The organism is Pedobacter gandavensis, assembly GCF_032678465.1.
GTDB lineage: Bacteria > Bacteroidota > Bacteroidia > Sphingobacteriales > Sphingobacteriaceae > Pedobacter > Pedobacter gandavensis_B.
The window spans coordinates 219,374-240,077 of the sequence record NZ_JAVTSK010000004.1; the positions used below are offsets into that span (position 1 = coordinate 219,374).

17 protein-coding genes are annotated in these 20,704 nt (G+C 41.0%); 14 read left to right on the forward strand and 3 right to left on the reverse strand.

What is annotated here, in order from left to right:
- Window positions 1-8: 8 nt before the first annotated feature.
- The 6 genes from purL to R2Q94_RS09590 all read left to right on the forward strand — a co-directional run bounded on the left by purL (window position 9) and on the right by R2Q94_RS09590 (window position 8,153).
- A complete protein-coding gene (gene purL / locus R2Q94_RS09565; RefSeq protein WP_316821382.1) occupies window positions 9-3,674 on the forward strand; it encodes a phosphoribosylformylglycinamidine synthase in 3,666 nt (1,221 codons plus the stop codon).
- A gap of 92 nt (window positions 3,675-3,766) precedes the next feature.
- Window positions 3,767-4,468, forward strand: coding sequence for a dipeptidase PepE (pepE, locus tag R2Q94_RS09570; RefSeq protein ID WP_316821230.1), 702 nt, complete (start codon window positions 3,767-3,769; stop codon window positions 4,466-4,468).
- Between the two features lie 57 nt (window positions 4,469-4,525).
- Window positions 4,526-5,233, forward strand: coding sequence for a 5-oxoprolinase subunit PxpB (gene pxpB / locus R2Q94_RS09575; RefSeq protein ID WP_316821231.1), 708 nt, complete (start codon window positions 4,526-4,528; stop codon window positions 5,231-5,233).
- The gene (locus R2Q94_RS09580) at window positions 5,223-6,188 is read left to right on the forward strand and encodes a biotin-dependent carboxyltransferase family protein (RefSeq protein WP_316821232.1); all 966 of its coding nucleotides are present in this window, start codon (window positions 5,223-5,225) and stop codon (window positions 6,186-6,188) included. The genes pxpB and R2Q94_RS09580 overlap by 11 nt, the downstream gene beginning before the upstream one ends.
- Window positions 6,181-6,975: a 5-oxoprolinase subunit PxpA gene (locus R2Q94_RS09585; protein ID WP_316821233.1), complete on the forward strand. Its 795-nt coding sequence runs from the start codon at window positions 6,181-6,183 to the stop codon at window positions 6,973-6,975. Before R2Q94_RS09580 ends, R2Q94_RS09585 begins: the two co-directional genes overlap by 8 nt.
- On the forward strand, window positions 6,972-8,153 hold the full coding sequence (locus tag R2Q94_RS09590; RefSeq protein ID WP_316821234.1) for an NRAMP family divalent metal transporter: 1,182 nt from the start codon (window positions 6,972-6,974) through the stop codon (window positions 8,151-8,153). The genes R2Q94_RS09585 and R2Q94_RS09590 overlap by 4 nt, the downstream gene beginning before the upstream one ends.
- A 7-nt stretch (window positions 8,154-8,160) precedes the next feature.
- Here R2Q94_RS09590 and R2Q94_RS09595 read toward each other — a convergent pair whose 3' ends face one another.
- On the reverse strand, window positions 8,161-8,640 hold the full coding sequence (locus R2Q94_RS09595) for a MarR family winged helix-turn-helix transcriptional regulator (RefSeq protein WP_316821235.1): 480 nt from the start codon (window positions 8,638-8,640) through the stop codon (window positions 8,161-8,163).
- Between the two features lie 2 nt (window positions 8,641-8,642).
- Window positions 8,643-9,131 carry a GNAT family N-acetyltransferase gene (locus tag R2Q94_RS09600; protein ID WP_316821236.1) on the reverse strand — a complete coding sequence of 163 codons (489 nt, stop codon included), beginning with the start codon at window positions 9,129-9,131 and terminating at the stop codon, window positions 8,643-8,645.
- Window positions 9,132-9,230: 99 nt separating this feature from the next.
- Here R2Q94_RS09600 and R2Q94_RS09605 point away from each other — a divergent pair, with 99 nt between their 5' ends.
- The 3 genes from R2Q94_RS09605 (at window position 9,231) to R2Q94_RS09615 (ending at window position 14,628) form a co-directional block, all read left to right on the forward strand.
- Entirely contained in the window at window positions 9,231-9,977 is a 747-nt protein-coding gene (locus tag R2Q94_RS09605) for a hypothetical protein (RefSeq protein WP_316821237.1), read from the forward strand.
- 118 nt (window positions 9,978-10,095) lie between these two features.
- Entirely contained in the window at window positions 10,096-12,228 is a 2,133-nt protein-coding gene (locus R2Q94_RS09610; protein ID WP_316821238.1) for an ATP-binding protein, read from the forward strand.
- A gap of 189 nt (window positions 12,229-12,417) precedes the next feature.
- The gene (locus R2Q94_RS09615; RefSeq protein ID WP_316821239.1) at window positions 12,418-14,628 is read left to right on the forward strand and encodes a beta-N-acetylhexosaminidase; all 2,211 of its coding nucleotides are present in this window, start codon (window positions 12,418-12,420) and stop codon (window positions 14,626-14,628) included.
- A 55-nt stretch (window positions 14,629-14,683) separates the two neighbouring features.
- Here R2Q94_RS09615 and R2Q94_RS09620 read toward each other — a convergent pair whose 3' ends face one another.
- Window positions 14,684-15,727: a hypothetical protein gene (locus tag R2Q94_RS09620; protein ID WP_316821240.1), complete on the reverse strand. Its 1,044-nt coding sequence runs from the start codon at window positions 15,725-15,727 to the stop codon at window positions 14,684-14,686.
- A 249-nt stretch (window positions 15,728-15,976) separates the two neighbouring features.
- On the opposite strand from R2Q94_RS09620, the gene R2Q94_RS09625 reads away from it, so the two are divergent.
- The 5 genes from R2Q94_RS09625 to R2Q94_RS09645 all read left to right on the forward strand — a co-directional run bounded on the left by R2Q94_RS09625 (window position 15,977) and on the right by R2Q94_RS09645 (window position 20,425).
- The gene (locus R2Q94_RS09625) at window positions 15,977-16,342 is read left to right on the forward strand and encodes a hypothetical protein (protein ID WP_316821241.1); all 366 of its coding nucleotides are present in this window, start codon (window positions 15,977-15,979) and stop codon (window positions 16,340-16,342) included.
- 93 nt (window positions 16,343-16,435) lie between these two features.
- Window positions 16,436-17,353: a UbiA family prenyltransferase gene (locus tag R2Q94_RS09630; RefSeq protein WP_316821242.1), complete on the forward strand. Its 918-nt coding sequence runs from the start codon at window positions 16,436-16,438 to the stop codon at window positions 17,351-17,353.
- Window positions 17,354-17,379: 26 nt separating this feature from the next.
- Window positions 17,380-18,039: a class I SAM-dependent methyltransferase gene (locus tag R2Q94_RS09635; RefSeq protein ID WP_316821243.1), complete on the forward strand. Its 660-nt coding sequence runs from the start codon at window positions 17,380-17,382 to the stop codon at window positions 18,037-18,039.
- A 247-nt stretch (window positions 18,040-18,286) separates the two neighbouring features.
- The gene (locus R2Q94_RS09640; RefSeq protein WP_316821244.1) at window positions 18,287-19,672 is read left to right on the forward strand and encodes an alpha-L-fucosidase; all 1,386 of its coding nucleotides are present in this window, start codon (window positions 18,287-18,289) and stop codon (window positions 19,670-19,672) included.
- A 60-nt stretch (window positions 19,673-19,732) separates the two neighbouring features.
- Window positions 19,733-20,425, forward strand: a complete 693-nt coding sequence (locus R2Q94_RS09645; protein WP_316821245.1) for a hypothetical protein — start codon at window positions 19,733-19,735, stop codon at window positions 20,423-20,425.
- Window positions 20,426-20,704 lie beyond the last annotated feature (279 nt).

The window sequence follows — 20,704 nt, forward strand, 5'->3', positions numbered from 1 at the left end:
TTATGAATATGATCTTTTTCTTCGAAACCCCATCTGCCAAGATTTATGTCTTGCAAGTAAACCGGAGCCTTACACCAGCTGATATTTCAAAATTAAGTTGGCTGTTTGGAGGCGCGAAAGTTAGAACCGAAACTTCCTTAAGTGGTTTCTTTGTTGGTCCAAGGGCTGCAATGGTAACCCCATGGAGCACAAACGCAGTAGAGATTACCCAAAATATGGACCTTCATGGTATCGTTCGTATTGAAGAGTTTGAGACTGTAACTGCTGATGCTTCGGATTATGATCACATGTTGTTTCAAAAATATGAAGGACTAGGTCAGGATGTATTTACTACTAATGTTCAACCAGAACCAATTCTGGAAATCTCTGACATTGCTGCGTATAACAAGCAGGAAGGATTGTCGCTGAGCGATGAAGAAGTAGCCTATTTAAACCAGCTGGCTGAAAACTTAGGTCGTAAGTTAACCGATTCTGAAGTATTCGGTTTCTCTCAGGTAAACTCTGAACACTGTCGCCATAAAATTTTCAACGGAAAGTTTGTGATCGACGGAGAAGAAAAACCGTATTCTCTATTTAAAATGATCCGTCATACTTCTGAAGCAAATCCAAATGGAATTGTTTCTGCGTATAAAGATAACGTTGCCTTCGTAAAAGGTCCGGTAGTACAGCAATTTGCCCCGAAAAGAGCAGATGTTCCTGATTACTACCAGGTAAAAGATTTTGAATCTGTCATCTCCATCAAAGCGGAAACGCATAACTTCCCAACAACTGTAGAACCATTTAATGGTGCTGCAACTGGTGCAGGTGGTGAAATCAGAGACAGACTGGCAGGCGGACAAGGTTCATTGCCTCTTGCAGGTACTGCAATCTATATGACTGCTTTGTCGAGATTAGAAGAGAATCGTCCCTGGGAAGCTGGTGTTGAGGAAAGAAAATGGTTGTATCAAACACCAATGGATATCCTGATCAAAGCTTCAAACGGAGCTTCAGATTTTGGTAATAAATTCGGACAACCGCTGATCACTGGTTCTGTGCTTACTTTTGAGCATGAAGAAGATGGTAGAAAATTAGGTTACGATAAAGTGATCATGCTTGCAGGTGGCGTAGGCTACGGTAAAGCAGATCAGGCCTTAAAACATAAACCAGCTACTGGTGATAAAATCGTCATCTTAGGTGGTGAGAATTACCGTATCGGTATGGGTGGTGCTGCAGTATCTTCTGCAGATACTGGTGCTTTAGGTTCGAGTATTGAGCTAAATGCCATCCAGCGTTCTAACCCGGAAATGCAAAAAAGAGCAGCCAATACCGTTCGTGGTATGGTAGAAAGCGATGTGAATGCAATCGTTTCTATCCATGATCATGGTGCTGGTGGTCACTTAAACTGTCTTTCTGAATTGGTAGAAGAAACTGGTGGATTGATCGATCTGGATCAACTTCCAGTTGGAGATCCGACACTTTCTGCCAAAGAAATTATTGGTAACGAGTCTCAGGAACGTATGGGATTAGTGATTGGTGCAGATAGCATCGATACTTTACATAAAATCGCAGACCGTGAGCGTAGCCCAATGTATACTGTGGGTGATGTAACCGGAGATCACCGTTTTACTTTCGCTTCTAAAACTACAGGTTTAAAACCAATGGACCTGGAATTGAAAGACATGTTTGGCAGCTCGCCAAAGGTGATCATGGAGGATAAAACTATCGACAGGAAATATGAACCTGTTACTTATGATATTAATAAATTGGATGCCTACCTTGAGCAGGTATTACAATTGGAAGCTGTCGCATCAAAAGATTGGTTGACGAATAAAGTTGACCGTTGCGTGGGTGGTAGAGTGGCCAAGCAACAATGTGCTGGTCCATTACAATTGCCATTAAATAACTGTGGTGTAATGGCGCTGGATTATCAGGGAAAAGATGGTATCGCGACTTCAGTTGGTCACGCACCAATATCTGCTTTGATTGATCCTGCTGCAGGTAGCCGTAATGCCATTGCTGAATCCCTATCCAACATCATCTGGGCTCCATTAAAAGATGGAATGGAGAGCGTCTCGCTTTCTGCAAACTGGATGTGGGCCTGTAAAAATGAAGGTGAAGATGCCCGTTTATATGAAGCGGTTAAAGCATGTTCTGAATTTGCCATTGAGTTGGGGGTAAATATTCCAACAGGTAAGGATTCCTTATCGATGAAACAGAAATATCCGGACGGAGAAGTTATTGCTCCGGGTACGGTGATTATTTCTGCCGGTGGTCATTGCGATGACATTACTGCAGTGGTAGAGCCCGTTCTTCAGAAAAATGGTGGTTCGATCTACTACATCAACCTTTCAAATGATACTTACAAATTAGGTGGATCTTCTTTCGCACAGATCATGAACAAAATTGGTCATGAAACTCCGGATGTGACTGATGCTGCTCAATTTAAAAATACATTCAACACTGTTCAACAATTGATCAAAACGGGTAAAATCCAGGCAGGTCATGATATCGGTAGCGGTGGTTTAATCACTACCTTATTAGAACTTTGCTTTGCAGACAGAGAGCTTGGTGCAGCCATCGATCTTTCTGAACTGAGCAATGAAGATTTGATTAAAGTATTGTTCGCGGAAAACATTGGTATCGTATTCCAGGCTGATCAATCTGTAGAAGGACTGTTAGCAGAAGCTGGTGTAGCTTACCATAAAATTGGTATTGTGAAATCTGAGCCAGTATTAACGGTGAAGAATGCAACAGGCAAACATAGCTTTGACATCGATCATTTACGTGATGTATGGTTCAAAACTTCTTACCTATTAGATCAAAAACAAGCAGGTCCTGTTAAAGCAAAAGAGCGTTTTGACAATTACAAAAACCATGTATTGAACTATACTTTCCCATTACAGTTTGATGGTAAAAAGCCGGTAATTGATGCAAATAAACCAAGACCGAAAGCCGCGGTATTGAGAGAAAAAGGAAGTAACTCTGAGCGCGAATTGGCAAATGCCATGTACCTTGCAGGTTTCGACGTGAAAGATGTTCACATGACCGATTTAATCTCTGGTCGCGAGACTTTAGAAGATATCCAGTTTATCGGAGCTGTTGGAGGTTTCTCTAACTCCGACGTATTGGGTTCTGCAAAAGGCTGGGCTGGCGCATTCCTATACAATGAGAAGGCAAGATTAGCTTTAGAAAACTTCTTCAAACGTGAGGATACACTTTCAGTCGGTATCTGTAACGGTTGTCAGCTGTTTGTGGAATTGGGATTGATCAATAAAGATCATGAAGAAAAACCTAAAATGTTGCACAACGAAAGTCATAAACATGAGAGTATCTTTACCTCATTAACGATCCAGGAAAACCACTCTGTGATGTTATCCAGCCTTGCTGGAAGTACATTAGGGGTTTGGGTTTCACATGGTGAAGGTAAATTTCAGTTGCCATATGCGGAAGATCAGTATGGTATCGTAGCGAAATATGCTTACGAAAGCTATCCTGCAAATCCTAATGGTTCTGATTATAATACTGCAATGATGTGTGATCAATCAGGAAGACACCTGGTGATGATGCCTCACATTGAGCGTTCCTTGTTCCAATGGCATTGGGCTAATTATCCACAAGGCCGTAAAGATGAAGTATCTCCATGGATGGAAGCCTTTGTAAATGCCAGAGTATGGCTGGAAAAGAAATCCAAATAATATAAATTTAATCGCCTCCCGAGTCAAATCAGGAGGCGATTTTTCGTTTATACCAATTGGATGATTACTTTCGCAATGTTAAAACCATTGTTATGAAGAATGTCATGCTTGCCAGTACTTCCACCTTATTCGGAGAAGAATACCTTGCTTACCTGTTGCCGGAATTGTCTGTTTTCTTTGCCGGTGTTTCTGAAATCATATTTATCCCATTTGCGCGTCCCTCTGGAATCAGTCACGATGACTATACCGAAAAAGTAAGGGAAACTTTTGCCGGTCTGGGCATCAGAGTTCGTGGCTTACATACTTTTTCCGAACCTGAAACTGCCATTGCAGCAGCACAAGGTTTCTTTACTGGTGGAGGCAATACTTTTTTATTGGTGCAGCAATTGCATGACCTGAACCTGATGGAGGTATTAAAGAAAAGGGTAGAAAGTGGGATTCCATATCTGGGAACCAGCGCAGGTAGTAATATCGGCGGTGTCAATATGAAGAATACCAATGATATGCCTATAGTATACCCTTCAGATTTTAAAACAATGGCTTTGGTTCCTTTTAATCTCAATGCCCACTACCTGGATCCGGATCCGACAAGTACACATAATGGAGAAACCAGGGCAACACGCATCAAAGAGTTTCATGTATTCAATGATACTCCTGTAGTTGGACTTCGTGAAGGTAGCTGGATACGTGTAAAGGGGGAGCAGATCAGTACAGAAGGAAGCAAAGATTCCAGGATATTTCTGGCCGGAATAGAGCCCTATGAATTGAAACCAGGATCACCTTTGAAATTCTGATTTTAGTACTGGTTATCGGCTGATTATATCGTTATATTTGTTTTGAGGCTATCTTTAATGAGCGAGAAAACAAACTTTTATACTCTTTATCCGCTCGGTGATTCAGCGATTGTCATTCAGTTTCCTGATCAGATCAGCGAAGATATTCATCAGCAGGTAAGGGCAGTTTCGGCTTTTCTTGATGAAAATTCATTCGAGGGCTTTGTCGAATATACTCCTGCTTTTAGTTCGGTAACGATCTATTATCAACCCTGGATACTCCTGTACACAGAGATTCAGGCTTTACTGGAAGAGATGCTCAGGGAGCTGATAGAGGATGGGACCAGACTTCCGGAAACAAGGATCGAAATACCGGTAGTTTATGGTGGAGATTATGGCCCGGATCTGGAGTTTGTAGCTGCTTATAACCAGTTGAGCACTAAGGAGGTCGTTGCTATCCATACCTCCGAAGAATATCTCGTATATATGATTGGATTTGCTCCAGGTTTTCCTTACCTGGGCGGTATGAATGAAAAAATTGCTACACCCAGAAAAGCGCAACCCAGAACAAAAATCGCTGCGGGAGCGGTAGGGATTGCAGGTAGGCAGACTGGGGTATATCCTATAGAAACACCAGGAGGATGGCAGATCATCGGCCAAAGTCCATTGTCATTGTTCGACTTTAACCGTGAGGTACCCGCTTTATTAAAAGCCGGGGATCGGGTACGGTTTGTCGCCATTTCTGAAGCAGAATTTCTGAACATAACACGTAAAAATGGGAATTAAGTTGATTAAAGGCGGAATGTTGAGCAGCTTTCAGGATTCTGGCCGGATCGGTTACCGTAAAGATGGGGTAGTTGTAAGCGGGGCAATGGATCAGGATGCTTTAAAATTAGGGAATCTGTTGCTGGGAAATGAAGCTGGGCTGGCCGGATTGGAATGTACTTTAACCGGTCCTGAGCTTCTTTTTGAAGGTGATGCCTTGATTGCCATTACTGGTGGCGATTTGTCGGCTGAAATGGATGGATTTCCCGTTCATATGTGGCGTCCGGTTATGGCGAGAAAAGGGGCAGTACTTTCTTTTGGACAAGCCATAGCTGGTTGTCGTGCTTATCTATGTGTTCAGGGGGGGGTTAACTTAAATCCTGTATTGGGCAGTTCTTCTACTTATCTCGCTGCAGGTTTTGGTGGATTCCTGGGACGTGCTTTAAAAAAAGGAGATCAGATTGCTTTTAACCAGGAAATACCGAGATTGCCCGTTCACATGAACTGGGGCTTAAGTCCGGATTTATACACCGCAACTGATAGAAATATCATTCGCGTTATGAAGGGGCCTGAGTTCGAGTTATTCCGGGAAAAAAGCATTGCCGACTTATTTATCAGTGAGTTTAGGATCAGTATGGCTGCCGACAGGATGGGTTATCGTCTGGAAGGACCAATACTGGAATTAAAGGTAGCTAAAGAAATGTTGTCTTCGGCAGTTGCCTTTGGAACGGTGCAGGTGACTGCTGAAGGGAGCCCTATTGTGTTGATGGCTGATCACCAGACTACCGGGGGCTATCCGAGGATCTTACAGGTATTAAATGTTGATCTTGGAAAATTAGCACAGCTCCGTTCCGGAGCGCTCATCCAGTTTGAACTCCAGGACTTAAAACAAGCGCAAGGACTTTTAATTTCGCGGGAGAAGGAAATGAATCAACTTAAACAGAGTTTAACTTTTAAATATATACCGCATGACTAAATCTTTTAGGGTAGACCTGAATTGTGATATGGGGGAAGGTTTTGGGGCCTACGATATAGGTAACGATGCCGCAATTATGCCATTCGTTTCTGCAGTTAATATTGCCTGTGGTTTTCATGCCGGAGATCCGGCAGTCATGAAAAAAACCGTAAGATTGGCCATGCGACATGGTGTTGCAATCGGAGCACATCCTGGATTACCGGATTTGCAGGGCTTTGGAAGAAGAACAATGGCCATTTCTGCGGAAGAGGCTTATGACATGGTGGTGTATCAGATCGGTGCGCTGGCTGCTTTCGTGAAATCTGAAGGAGGAATACTGAAACACATAAAACCACACGGTGCTTTATATAATATGGCCGCAACCAACAGGAGGCTTTCTGAAGCAATTGCCAATGCGGTGTATAAGGTAGATCCGGATTTGATCTTGTATGGATTATCAGGCTCAGAACTGATTCATGCCGGAGAAAATATTGGTTTATCAGTGGCAAATGAAGTATTTGCAGACCGTACTTATCAGCGGGATGGTACATTGACAGCGAGGAAACAACAGGATGCTTTAATTACAGATCCATTGCTGGCAGTGGCTCAGGTAATGCAGATGATTAAAGAGGGAAGTGTATACGCTACCTCTGGAGAGATCTTAAAAATCCAGGCAGATACAATTTGTATCCATGGTGATGGGAAAACTGCCGTTGCCTTTGCTGAGCAGCTTCATCTGGCATTGAACAATGCGGGCATGCAATTGGGTTTACCTGATTTATCCAGACCTGATAAATTAGCCAGATGAAAGTGATAAAAAACAGAAGCGTCCTGATTGGGGCTGCATTTTTAATGGCAACCTCCGCGGTTGGGCCTGGTTTCCTAACCCAGACTACCTTCTTTACACAGTCTTTAGGGGCAAGTTTTGGTTTTGTGATCCTCATTTCTATCATCATAGATATTGGAGTGCAACTCAATATATGGCGTGTAATTGCCGTATCTGGAAAGAGAGCGCAGGATATTGCGAATATGCTTTTGCCAGGCTTGGGTGGCTTTATTTCTTTTCTGATTGTGCTGGGGGGATTGGCTTTTAATATTGGAAACATCGCAGGAGCTGGGCTCGGACTTCAAGCCTTATTGGGTATTTCTGTTCTGAATGGAGCCATGATTTCGGCTGCGCTGGCCATTGCTATTTTCCTGGTCCGAGAAGCAGGAAAAGCGATGGATCGTTTTGCACAGTTGATGGGCTTTGTGATGATCATTGCGATCATTTACATTGCGGTAACCTCGGCGCCCCCAATTGGAGAAGCTGCATTGCGGACTATTGTACCCTTGAAAATAGATTTTGTAAGTATTGTCACACTTGTTGGGGGTACAGTTGGTGGTTATATTACTTTTGCAGGTGGACATCGTTTGCTGGATGCAGGTGTAAAAGGAAAGGAGTCTTTACCTGCGGTAAACACGAGTGCGGTAATGGGAATTTCTGTGGCTTCACTGGTTAGGGTATTCCTGTTTCTGGCTTCCTTAGGGGTGATTAGTCAAGGGCTGGCCATAGATGCTACAAATCCAACCGCATCTGTATTTCAATTGGCGGCAGGAAATATCGGTTATCGTTTATTTGGATTGGTGATGTTTTCAGCTGCGGTAACTTCCGTGATTGGCTCTGCCTATACTTCTGTTTCCTTCATTAAATCCTTTAGCGTTAAAATCAGAGAGCGGGAGCGTCTGGTAATCATTGTTTTCATTTTAATTTCAACACTTATCTTTTTATGGGTCGGGAAACCAGTTAAACTATTGATTCTTGCAGGAGTACTGAACGGATTTATCTTACCTGTGACTTTGGCTACGATTCTTTTTGCTGCGTATAAGAAAGAGATTATTGGCGATTACAAGCATCCGGTCTGGCTTACCATGTTCGGTGGATTGGTGGTCCTGATTGTGGGGATAATGAGCGTAAAAGTGTTGATGGATATGATCAATGGCTAGCGGTTCCCTAATGAGAAGCCGCTGCCTGTAAGGCCCTTTGAAGAAAGCCTTGTTGTTTCAATTTATCTTCTGCTTCGCTGATGGCTTTGAGCAGATTGTTTTGCGTATCGGTTACCTCTGTTAGTATTTTAGTCATCAGCTGCCATACTGGCTGCATTTTAGCAATCAATTCCTCCCCTTTAGCTGTCAGTTGAACCAATCGCTTGCGCTCATCTCTTTTGTCTTTTTTAGAGCGGATTAGTTTTTGCTTTTCCAGTTCTTTTAACAAGCTTATTGTTGAAGGATGGGTGTAACCGATTTCCGTGGCCAGTTCTACAACGCCCAGTGGTTGTTTATGATGTAGTGTATAAATCACCGGAAACCATTTCGGTTCGAAATCAATTTCATAGGTTTTGTAGAGTAGGGCACCGTCTTTCCGGAGTTGTTCACTCAAGCGCTGTAAACGTGTAGAAAGGGCCAGGATACCAAGTTCGTCAATGACGTTCATGTTTATTTTAGGGCTAATTGATAAAATACGGAATCTCCCCCCATCAATGGGAATTGTGATGGCAGGTCTGATTTTTCCATTTTCTGAAAGCCATTTCTCTCATAAAAACGGAGGGCAGCCTGTAGCACCGGAACTGTTCCGAGGTAAAGATGCTCAATTCCATTGTTTTTACAATGTGTCATCAGGTTTTCCAGTAATCGTTGTGCAATGCTCAGTTCTTTTCCTCTGTATGTTTTGTTGACAAACATTTTCCTTAGCGCTACGGATTTGTCGTCAAATTTGATCATCGCAATCGTTCCCACTAGTTTTTTGTTCACAGTAGCGCCCCAGAAAGCACCGCCACTTTTATAATAGACATTGTCGATGTCTAGTAAATCCGGCTGATCACTTAAGGTGATGGCCACCTGAAATTCAATTTGTTGGATGGGTAATACCAGGTCAATGATCGCTGCTGCAGCTTCATTTTTTATTTGTGCGATTTGTACTTCCATTGCTTTTAATTATTGTACATGGTAAAACTACGTAGTTGACTACGTATATCCAAATCAATTGTTTTATTTTTAATATCTTTGTCTTCTTTTCAAAATGCTATGTCTTGTTTCGGTTACTGTAAAGATTGTGGAGAAATTCATGAATTGCCTTCATCACTTGCTGTTCCTCACTGTGAGGCGCTAATGGATCAACTGGCCAAGCATAAAAGAATAGATTTTGATATTCCATTGGCCATGGCGGATCCGCGTTTATCGACTGATATTTTGTATTCAAAAATGAGGGGTAGGATGTTTGGGATTCTGGTTTGTGAAGATCAGCATGGAAAGGAAGTGATTCTTCGTGCCTTCTCTTCCCGTCACAATGGCGTATGGAATGTGGCAGGTTGGGTACCTCCATTGGTAGATGAACATGCGTTCGTGGCTACTGTGGAAGCAGGAAATCTGGACCTGCATCCTCTAACTGATTTTATTGATACACTTCCTAAGGAATCAAAGGAATGGTATTTAAAGTTGGCCGAAAGAAGGTTGGTCTCTCATGGGATTCTGGCGAAACTGAATGCGCTTTATACCTTTCATAATTTTAAGGGGGAAAAACGAAGTCTGGAAGAGGCTTTTCAATTGAAAAAAGGAATTCCTGTAGGTACGGGCGATTGCTGCGCACCGAAATTGCTGGACTATGCCGCAACACATCAGCTCAGACCATTAGCCATTGCTGAGTTTTTCTGGGGAAAGGAAACTGCCTCAGGGCATCGCGTAGAAGGTGGTTTTTATGGTTCCTGTGAAGAAAAATGCCAACCTGTTTTGGGCTTTATGTTGTGTGGAAGTAAACAAACTGTTACAATCTAATGTCAATTATCTATAATTATACTGTTGTTTTAGCGTTGTTATAAATTATGTTTAACTTTGAAAACAATCACAGGAACCGGCTCTCCGGTCCTAATTCATATTGATCTTTTTTTTATCAATGAAAAACAAGCAACGCTCTTTCCTTCTCATTTCTGCAGTAATTATTTTAGTTATAGGTTTTCTGTTTCGGAATTCGGTGGTGCAGCGTGGCGAGCAATCAACACTGGTTTCCAGTCTTCAGGAACTGGAAGATAATAGTTTAAGAATCTCAAAATTAGATACGATCACCTTAAGTTTACAAACTGCAGAGAACAATTTCAGAATGTATACTACACTCTGGGATACCACCTATCTTCAAAAATATACGCGAGATATTCGTCTGATATCCAGTTTGCTAAAGGACTTGTCTGCCGGAGATGGTCATCATATTTCCAGAGACATAGATGGTGATTTTAAAAATAAAAGTGGGCAGATGACCATTTACGGAGCGCTCAAAAAGCTCACAGATTCTTTAAATAACATCAATGTAGAGCTGGAATTGTTGAAGATCAGGGGGGATAAACCAAAACTGAAGACTTATCCTAAAGCAATGCTGAAGAAAGTCACCAGGGTAGAGGAATTGGTAACTGCGGCTCCGGCTCCCAGGCAAAAACTATTTAAAAGGTTGAGGAATGCCATTTCGAATAAAGAAGTAAAAAAAGACTCGGTCAAGACCAGAAGTACCGAAGTTACCTATGAGCAAACCGCTTCAGATATAGAAGATTATAATAAGACACAACTGGATAATATTGAGCGGTTTTACGCTGGTGTTTTTGATGATCTGAAAAATAACCGAAAGGTGTTGACCAAAAAGGAAGAACAGATTCTGAAATTGAATGAGAGCATTTTTCAAAATGTGAAACGTCTGTTTCAGGAGTTCAGAAATAAAGAGCAGATCAATGCAGAACTCAAAAAAACAATTTTAAAAAGTAGAGCAGCGAGCTCCCTTGACTCGATTGGGAGGTCCAGACAAATCAACTTTTGGATCAGTGTATTTTCTTACTTTGCCATCATTCTGTTGATCTGGAAGCTCTATAGGGCCTATGATAAGACTTTAAGAGCCAATCAGCTGGCAGCAGAGCAGGTAGTCATCAAATCCAGATTCTTTACCAGCATTAGTCATGAGATGAGAACCCCGCTAAATGCAATTATCGGAGTATCTGAACAGTTGAAATCTACACCATTAAATGAAGACCAACAGCAGATGTCGAAACTCCTTGACAACTCTTCTTCCATGTTGTTATCGGCAGTTAATGAGGTGCTGGACTTCTCCAGACTGGAAACCGGTAAACTGGCATTGGCCAAAGCCCCATTCCGTTATAAAAAGGTCATAGCCGATATTGCAGCCACTGCCAGAATTCTGGCCGACCAAAAAGACCTGACTTTAGAGCTATTGATGGACAAAGCTCCAGATTTATTAATCGATGGTGATCCTTACCGTTTAAAGCAAATGGTGATGAACCTGATCGCTAATGCCATTAAATTTACGGATAAGGGGAAGGTGAGCATTAAGGTGAGCGTTAAAAAAGCAGAACAAAAGCACATTACCTTAGTGATTAAAGTGAAAGATACGGGAATTGGGATTTCTTCAGATAATCTTCCTTTGATTTTCAATGAGTTCTCACAAGTGATCCATTCTAAACGAAGCGACTGGCAAAAGGGTTCAGGTTTAGGGCTGGCCATAAGTAAGAAGCTGGTAGAGATGCATAAAGGTAAAATCTCCGTAGAAAGTACATTGGGAAAAGGTGCAACTTTTACATTGGAAATTCCATATGCAATTGCGGAAAAGGATAGTGAGGAAATCGATGTAGAAAAGGCTCCGGTTATCAATAGTGATCGTTTTAAAAATCTTCATTTGCTGGTGGTGGACGATTCGGAAATGAACCTCCTGGTGATCAAAATGATTTTTAAGAAAATGGGAATCAGTTTTGATACTGCCAGTAATGGACAGGAGGCGTTGACCTTCCTGGAATCAAGGAAGTATGATATGGTGCTTACTGATATTCAGATGCCTGAAATGGATGGGATAGAGCTGACAAAAAGAATTCGTGCCTTGAATGATCCTCAAAAATCTCAGTTACCAATCATTGCCATCACCGGACAAATTAGTAGTGAATCGCATGAAAGGTACCTTTCTGCAGGCTTAAATGATTACCTCATTAAACCTTTCAAGGAGTCTGAGCTTATGGAGAAAATACTGGATTACTTGTAGTCATCAGTATACTGGCAGATTTCATTCCCTCTTTCATAAATTGCGCAAACGGTTGCAATGCTTAATGCAAACGATTGTGTACCTGTTCATGGTTTTTACAAGGTTTTTTTTGGTTAATATTTGCTTAGAATTGTATTCAGACCGTTCTAAAAAAGAGCAGTCTGCAACTAAAATAAACCAAATATAGTTATGAAGATCAAACATCAGGCGCGTTTTTTACTCGCGGTGTTATGGATGGCTGCATCACCAGTGCTGGCTCAGTTTAACATTGTACCGCTCCCTCAGAAAATAGTGGCAACAGGAAGCCCATTTCTTCTGAAGCCACAGACTAAAATTTTTTATACCAAAGGCCTCAGACCACAGGCAGAGTTGTTGGTTGCAGCATTGTCTCCAGCTACGGGATACGACTTTGTGTTGTTAGAATCGGCTAAACCAGGGAATGGCATTGCTTTAAGCACCGGAGTTTCAGGATCCACAAACAAAGAAAGCTATCAGCTCAATGTGAACAAAGACAAGATCAGTATAAAAGGGAATAATAGTGCCGGAGTGTTTTATGGTATCCAGACCTTACTTCAGATGTTACCTCCACAAGTTTATCATAAAGAACGTCAGAAAGGCCAGAAATGGGAGATAAAAGGTGCTTCTGTTACTGATGAGCCCTTGTATCCATGGAGGGGCATGATGTTGGACGTAGCCCGTTATTTCTTCTCAAAAGAATATGTACTGAGGTTCATTGATATGATGGCCATGTACAAAATGAATGCTTTACATTTCCACCTGACAGATGATTCTGGCTGGAGAATAGAAATGAAAAAATATCCAAAGCTGACGGAGATTGGAGGTTTCAGTGGTACCGGGCCGGATCGTAAGGGAGGTTATTATACACAGCAGGATTTGAAGGAAATTGTGGCATATGGTATGGCGAGAAATGTCGATATCATTCCGGAGTTGGAATTACCGGCTCATGCACAGGCGGCAGTTGCTGCTTACCCTTATTTATGTTGTACCGGGGAGCAATATGAAGTTCCGGGGCAACACTTTATCAGTAAAGAGTTATTGTGTGCCGGTAAAGAGAGTACCTATCAATTTATTGACGATATCATCAAAGAGACCGTTGCACTATTCCCTTCAAAGTATTTACATATTGGTGGTGATGAAGCTGTTTATACGCGTTGGAAAGCTTGTCCGCTTTGTCAAAAGAAAAAAAATGAACTTGGTTTGAAAACGGAGGAGCAGCTGCGTGTTCATTTCAATCAGCGTGTTCAGAAAATTGCGACTAATTATGGAAAAACCATTGTAGGATGGGATGAGATTATTGAAGATGGTTTGGAAGATAAAGCAGTTGGGATGATCTGGCACGATGCCAGGAAAGCATTTAAAGCCGCTGAAGCCGGACATTATTCGGTGATGTCCTTAACCGGCTATTGCTATTTTGATGTAGCAGAAAGTGCGATCCCGGGAGAAATTAAAGCAGCGGGTTGGTTGCCTCCGATCTCTTTAGAAAAGGTATACCAGCTGAATCCAATGTTGGAGGGAATGGACGAGAAGTACCGTCCATTGATATTAGGAGCATCCGCTACTTTATGGTCAGACCAGTTTATTCATGGGACCATTCTTCAGGAGCTTCCTTTATTGAATGAAAACCGTTCGGAGAAATACTTCGATTACCTGACTTTTCCAAGGATGTCTGCGTTGGCAGAGGTATTATGGACACCGGTAGCCAGACAGAATTGGAATGATTTTCAAAACCGGATGCGCAGTCAATACAGTAGATATGATGCAGCAGGAATTGGTTACCGTGTACCCCTTCCAAAATTAATCAGTAATGTTAAGGACGCAAAGGGATATGTGATTCAACTGGAAAACCTGGTAGATGGGGCGGAAATTCGTTACAGTACGGATGGCAGCATTCCAAATGTATTTTCTGCGGTTTACACCCAGCCAGTGACAGTACCGGAATTGAAAGATTTTTATGCCATTACCGTACGGAATAGAAGTCAGTTTTCTCTACCCTTTTATTTCCCGGGAAAAGGGGATAAGTTTAGAAAATACGGAGAGTTGTTGGCCGAATGGAATCCTCAGAATGTGCAGGGGAAAGAATTTGCTGTGCTGGAAATGAATAGCTCAGGAAAAATCAATGGTAATGGCAGCTATGCACTTCATTTCTGGTACACGGAAGGAGATTCACGTTTAGAGATCCAGTCGGTAGAAGTGTTTAAAAACGGGCAAAAGGTGGTAGAAGACGTACATGAAGGTTTTACCGGCAGTCAGGCCAGCAATAACAAGTATAGTTTCAAAATTGATAATTATGAGACCGGAGCAGTATATACAATCAAAGCAAAGGTTCGTGGTGATGTCAATGACAACACCAATGGTGTAGTGATGATCAAAAAAAGCTAATGAATTTCCTTAAAATGAGAATTTAACCATCAATTATAGGCAGGAGTTTTCCTGCCTATAATTTCACTTGCCGGATGATATTTTTCACATTCAACTCTATAATGTCTGTCATGGATTCACATTCCAGATATTGGTTGTCTCCAAAATGAGCCGCCATTCCGAGTTTTAAACTGTTTGTATTTTCCCGGGTAGTCAATTCATCTTCATTGGATACATCTCTTAAATCCGCCAGTCGATGTCGCTCACTACGGACCCTGTGCAGGATTGACGATTTTTCTTCCTGTTGATATTGCAGAAAAGTTTTATCCGTGAGCTGTTCAGTACATAATTTAACGTAGGGATAGTTTTCTTTAAAAAACTGTGGCAGGTATACCTTTACATTTCCTTCATAAAACTGCTGGTCAAAATCAATGGCTCTGATTTTAAACTGGATGTCATCGAAATCCGGGGTAATCTGTACGACAAAATTATAGGCCCTCATATCCCCCAGGAGCATCACTAAACAGCGCTCATTAAATTTCACGAATTCCTTGGCAATGCGGGTCTGGTTGTATTCCGGATGGTGTAAATAGGTTTTTGCAAATACGTCACCAGGTATTCCGGCAATATGTTCTTCAATCAGTGTTTCACGGTCTACCAGGTAATTTACCTGATTTGGAGAAAGGATCTCCTCTAGCTCCAGTCCATAAATACGGGAAGCATCGGCTTGTTTCACATAGAAATAATCATAAACATCATTTAAGCGGTTCACAATCCGGATCCTGAAAGGATGGGTATTGCCAAAGGTGCAATATTCAATTTTATCAATGTATTTATGTTGTACGATTCTAAGGTTGCCCGATGCTTTTAAGTTCGCATATATCACTTTCAATCCATTGTGCAGATTTTCAATACGCTCAGAAGAGTAAATCGGTCCTTCCCACAAAGAGTCTCTTCCGTATTTATCCATAATAGGAAAGGATTCATCAAACATCATCAGATCGCTATAACTGATGGGAAGTCTGGACTCCCTTTGGTAGCTTTTCAGGTACTTTTGTAAGGAAGGGGAGACAGGGAAGATTGGTTTCTTACGGGATATTTTTACGTCATTAGGTTCCATCAATTCGTATTTACGCTCAATTTAGTATTTTCTATAGGGAATCAGGCCATTCTTTGTAAGAATTTGAACCGGTCTTATTTTAAGGTTATCCAGGGTCCTTCTGCAGTCAGGCTGATTGAAGACCATACTGATTGCCCAGTTCCTCCCTGAAGAAATCCTATGTTAGGGAGGGCTTTCATTTTTCATTTATAAAAATAATACGTAATTTTCATCAATAATAAATTAACGACATATTCTCGATTACATCTCATGAAAAAACCAGTGCGTTACCGGTACTCCTTGTATACCCGTTTAAAAAAATGGCTACAATCTACTGTCATTCGTTGGAAAAACAGGAATGAGGGGGGAGGGAACCTGGAAAAATTTCCTGTACTGAACATTAAAGAAGTGGCTTTGGTACGGGCTGAAATTCATACAGGAATCCTTTTAGATGAGTCCTGTAATTATGCCGTATATCCTAATCAAAAAATTTATACTGTTTTTGAAAGTATAGAAAAGGCTTTGAAACACGCCCGACAAATTATTGAGGAAAGAAGGAATATTGAGTGCATGCTTTATGGTATAGATCAAAGAGTATTGTATTGTGTGAATTGCAATAACTTTGAAGCTTATTGAGCTCGGTTAAGCCAGAAAAATAAAAGGTTTATACTGAAATATTCTTTTTATATCCGAAATTGGCATCATAGATCCTTCTGATCTTATATTTTGATGGGTAGTAAGATTATTCGGTTTATATTTTTTGGAAATTACTTTGTTGGCATACTGGCTGTTGCATTAACGCTGGAAGCAACGATGCAGCTAAAATTACCTTACAATTCCCTCAACTATTATTTGTTGTTGTTCCTAGCACCAACGATATACTATACCTATGCTTATCATAAAATGTCCGGGCAGCCTGTAGCGAACAATCCGCGAAGTTTATGGTATTTTAAGCATAAAACCTTTATCAAATGGAGTCAGGCAATTCTGTTTACGGTATGCCTGGGCCTTGCCATCAGTCTACTCTATCAGAATTACCACCATATTCTGGCTCTTCCGGCAAGGTACTGGGGCGCAATTGGCATCATCGTATTTGCTGCTGCACTTTATTATGGTTTACTGCCAAAATCTTTCCGGCAATTGAATTTGCGTAACACGGGTTGGCTAAAGGCTTTTGTAATTGGATTTGTATGGGCTTGCTGTGCTAATGTAATGCCTTTAATCATGCTTAAAATTGAAACCGGTGTGGATTATCATGATCCCTTACTCTGGACCTGGCTGTTCATTAAAAACTGGATGTTCTGCACGGTGAATGCAATTATTTTCGATATCAAAGATTATCCCACAGACTCGAATAAACATTTGAAAACCTTTGTTGTCCAGTATGGCTTAAGAAAAACCATTTTTTACATACTTATTCCTTTGTTAATCGTAGGAATCATTGCTTTATTCATATTTGTAAGTTATAAAGGATTTGGTCCAATTCCCTTTCTTTTGAATTTACTACCCTTCTTACTGACTATTTATATTGCCTACACGATGAGGCGTCGGAAAAATATCTTATATTATCTGATGGTGATCGATGGATTGATTCTGTTTAAAGCCATTTGTGGTATGCTCGCTATGCAGTTTATGCCTTTAACCTAGCTCATCAAACCTAATATGGGAAGCTTATGCTAAATAACTATGACCATATCGCCCGTTATTATGATTCCCTGAGTCGGCTGATTTTTTTTAAATCACAAGTGAATGCACAGGTTCATCAGTTACGCTTTCTTCCAGAAAAGGGGAGGGTATTAATTGTTGGGGGTGGTACAGGGTGGATTCTGGAGGAAATTGCTAAACTACGGCCGGAAGGCTTAGTGGTGGTTTATGTTGAGATTTCAGCAAAAATGATGGCTTTATCGATGAATAGGGAAATTGGAGGGAATCAGGTAGATTTTGTTCATCTTGGGATTGAAGATTTTTCCAGTGACCAGCGTTTTGATGTAATTTGTACACCTTTCTTATTCGATAATTTTGCACCTGAACGCGCAGCGATGGTCTTTAAACAGCTGGATAACTTGCTTAAAAATGAGGGACTCTGGTTGCACACGGATTTTAATCTGGGAGAAAGGAAGGAGGGAAAAGTTACTGGAAGAAATGGAACCTGGTGGAAAACAGCTTTTTTATCCTTGATGTATCATTTTTTTAAATTCGCCGGAAATGTAGAAGCCTCAAAGTTGATCAATATGCTGCCTTATTTTGTGGGAGCAGATTATAAAATTTCGGAGGAGAAGTACTATTATCGAAAATTTATTCAGAGCATGGTGTTTAAGAAAAAAAATCAATAAATAGTTTGGACTCAACAGTACATTTTTACCGGGATTTGCTGAATCATCACATTTCGCTTCTGGCGCTTTTTAAGGAGCAAGAACATTTCAATGTTATTCTCGATGATTTGCCTATCATGACTAGGCATATCAAAGGTTGAATTTGTTTTGTGATTTAAGATGAGCGATTTATTTTAGGATTTAAAGTCGTGTTTTAGGAGGAATCAGTAAATTGGAACAGCCAAATGAATCACCTAGAACACACAAAATGAGGAGAAAATTATTACTCACGACCTATGTCGTCTTCCTGTTTCTAACCGGAACTTTCGCACAATCGCGTACCCTTAAAAAAACTATTGATCCTGCCCATCCTGCGGATTGGTTCAAAGAAGCCAGATTCGGAATGTTCGTTCACTGGGGACTATATAGCATTTTAGGTGGCCACTATAAGGGGCATCAATTGCCAGATACCAGCTACAAATATGGAAATAGCTGGTATGCAGAATGGATTCAACAACGCTTAGAGATTCCACCAAAAGAATATCAGCAATTGGCGGGGCAATTTAATCCAATTCATTTCAATGCAGATCAATGGATACTGGAAGCTAAGAATGCGGGGATGAAGTATTTTGTGATCACTGCCAAACACCATGATGGTTTTGCTTTATGGGACAGTAAGGTTTCTAGTTTTGATATTGCCAATAGTCCGCTGAAAGGCCGCGACATTCTTGGAGAATTGGCCAGAGCTTGTAAAAAATATGGATTGAAGTTTGGCTTTTATTATTCTCATTGGCAGGATTGGGAACATCCGGGTGGAGACTGGCCGGAATGGAGTAAGGTGAAAAGAACTGATGCAGATTTCGAAAAATACTGGCAACAGAAATCATTACCACAGGTGGTAGAATTGATTCAACGCTATGACCCTGATTTATTATGGTTTGACACCTGGGATGAGCCCAATAAAATTACTGAACATCGAAGGGATGAGCTGATTGCTCTGGTTAGAAAATGGAGTGCCAAATGCCTGATCAATGGGCGTATCCGCTATCAGGGGCCGGGTGATGACATCGACTTTTTAGAAATGCACGACAACCAGTATCCGGATAAGATTTTAGAGCGACCATGGCAAACTCCGGCAACGATGGTACATTCCTGGGGCTGGCATTCGACAGATTATAGCTGGAAATCGGCGACAGAAATGTTGGGATACCTGGTCAGCAATACCGCCAAAGGGGGCAATTACCTTTTAAATGTAGGGCCTATGCCTGATGGCAGGATGCCAGTAGCCGCAATTCACCGGCTTAGGGAAATGGGGGGATGGTTGCTGGCAAATGGAGCAGCAGTATATGATACCCAACCTTTGAAAGGCCTTACAGCTCCGGCAGGAACAGTCTTTACCGAATCCAGCAAGAAGAAAAAAGGAGAACGTGAAGTGTTTGTAAGTATCATTAAACCTTTGACTTCCGAAGAATTGATCTTACCATTTAATCCCTCAGCGCTGATCAGTTGTAGTATGCTGGAAACCGGAGCGCCTGTGATTTCAGACGCGGCCACTGGTCACTCGCTGAAACTTAAACTCAACAAGTCACAGATGTCTATGGCGGATGGTATCCCTGTCATTAGCCTACGCTTAAAAACTACCCAGGATCATTAGGAATTTAAATATAATTGTATATTTAGAGGACACCAATGTAGGTTTTAGTCATAAATGATTATGAAAACTTCTGCAAATGATCCGTTCGATTTAGATACTTGTATCAGAGGCCTCAGTATGTTGATGGCCTCTGTTCATTCAGATTTTTATGAATTTGTTTATTATTTTGCTTTTAAAAAATCTTTTAAGAAATACGCGAAGGACTTTAATAACCCATGGGAATCGCCGATTGAAGATGGAGCTTTCTTCGATGATGTAGAGGATCCATATGTTCAGGGCTGCATCAAAGTTTTTAGTCTGATAGGCAATGCTAAAACTGATTTGAATACCTGGTTTGGGATTAATGAATATCAGGATTCACAATCTGCTAAATATGTTTTTGAAGGGATGCGATTCAGGCCCTATCAGGCGATATTTAAACGTAGCCAGAGTTATAAAAAACTGAGGTTAACTTACGAACGGTCCTTGTCGGAATTGATTCATAGCTTATTTTTATATGCTTGTGCTATGACTGCCGAGAGTAATAAAATCCCTTTGGTCCTGAAAAAACAGTTTAAACTGAATGGTGATGAATCCTTTAGATTGCTTAACCGCGATGATGATCAGGTGGCTTTGCTGATCGAACTGATGAAGGAATTGAAAAAGATATTGAATGATCTTCGTTTACAGATTTATACGCCTAATGTACCAGTTAACAGAGCATTTGGGAAATCTAAGGTAGATTCAAAAGATAGCAGAAATCCTAAAGAATAAATAAAAATAAGTTATTGCTAAATGTTCCTTTTTATTCCTGTTTGAGCTGGAATATTTACTATAAGCGATATTTTTTTGTTGTTCTCATAAAAACAATGTTACTGCTTAATTGGTTGTATTAAAAATTAAGCATAAAAGATCTGTCGCAGGGATAGTTCATTAATTATTTATTTTTGAAAATATCAGATAGAACTAAATGCTTGCGAATTGATGTAGCCAAGCTTTATTGCCCATCTCTTTTTTGTAGGTAGAATTCAGTATTTGGACTGCATTTGAATC

Bases quoted from the DNA above. Each gene is read 5' to 3' on its own strand.
- purL (WP_316821382.1), top strand. From the start codon at position 9: ATGATCTTTTTCTTCGAAACCCCATCTGCCAAGATTTATGTCTTGCAA.
- pepE (WP_316821230.1), top strand. From the start codon at position 3,767: ATGAAGAATGTCATGCTTGCCAGTACTTCCACCTTATTCGGAGAAGAA.
- pxpB (WP_316821231.1), top strand. From the start codon at position 4,526: ATGAGCGAGAAAACAAACTTTTATACTCTTTATCCGCTCGGTGATTCA.
- R2Q94_RS09580 (WP_316821232.1), top strand. From the start codon at position 5,223: ATGGGAATTAAGTTGATTAAAGGCGGAATGTTGAGCAGCTTTCAGGAT.
- R2Q94_RS09585 (WP_316821233.1), top strand. From the start codon at position 6,181: ATGACTAAATCTTTTAGGGTAGACCTGAATTGTGATATGGGGGAAGGT.
- R2Q94_RS09590 (WP_316821234.1), top strand. From the start codon at position 6,972: ATGAAAGTGATAAAAAACAGAAGCGTCCTGATTGGGGCTGCATTTTTA.
- R2Q94_RS09595 (WP_316821235.1), bottom strand. From the start codon at position 8,640: ATGAACGTCATTGACGAACTTGGTATCCTGGCCCTTTCTACACGTTTA.
- R2Q94_RS09600 (WP_316821236.1), bottom strand. From the start codon at position 9,131: ATGGAAGTACAAATCGCACAAATAAAAAATGAAGCTGCAGCAGCGATC.
- R2Q94_RS09605 (WP_316821237.1), top strand. From the start codon at position 9,231: ATGTCTTGTTTCGGTTACTGTAAAGATTGTGGAGAAATTCATGAATTG.
- R2Q94_RS09610 (WP_316821238.1), top strand. From the start codon at position 10,096: ATGAAAAACAAGCAACGCTCTTTCCTTCTCATTTCTGCAGTAATTATT.
- R2Q94_RS09615 (WP_316821239.1), top strand. From the start codon at position 12,418: ATGAAGATCAAACATCAGGCGCGTTTTTTACTCGCGGTGTTATGGATG.
- R2Q94_RS09620 (WP_316821240.1), bottom strand. From the start codon at position 15,727: ATGGAACCTAATGACGTAAAAATATCCCGTAAGAAACCAATCTTCCCT.
- R2Q94_RS09625 (WP_316821241.1), top strand. From the start codon at position 15,977: ATGAAAAAACCAGTGCGTTACCGGTACTCCTTGTATACCCGTTTAAAA.
- R2Q94_RS09630 (WP_316821242.1), top strand. From the start codon at position 16,436: ATGGGTAGTAAGATTATTCGGTTTATATTTTTTGGAAATTACTTTGTT.
- R2Q94_RS09635 (WP_316821243.1), top strand. From the start codon at position 17,380: ATGCTAAATAACTATGACCATATCGCCCGTTATTATGATTCCCTGAGT.
- R2Q94_RS09640 (WP_316821244.1), top strand. From the start codon at position 18,287: ATGAGGAGAAAATTATTACTCACGACCTATGTCGTCTTCCTGTTTCTA.
- R2Q94_RS09645 (WP_316821245.1), top strand. From the start codon at position 19,733: ATGAAAACTTCTGCAAATGATCCGTTCGATTTAGATACTTGTATCAGA.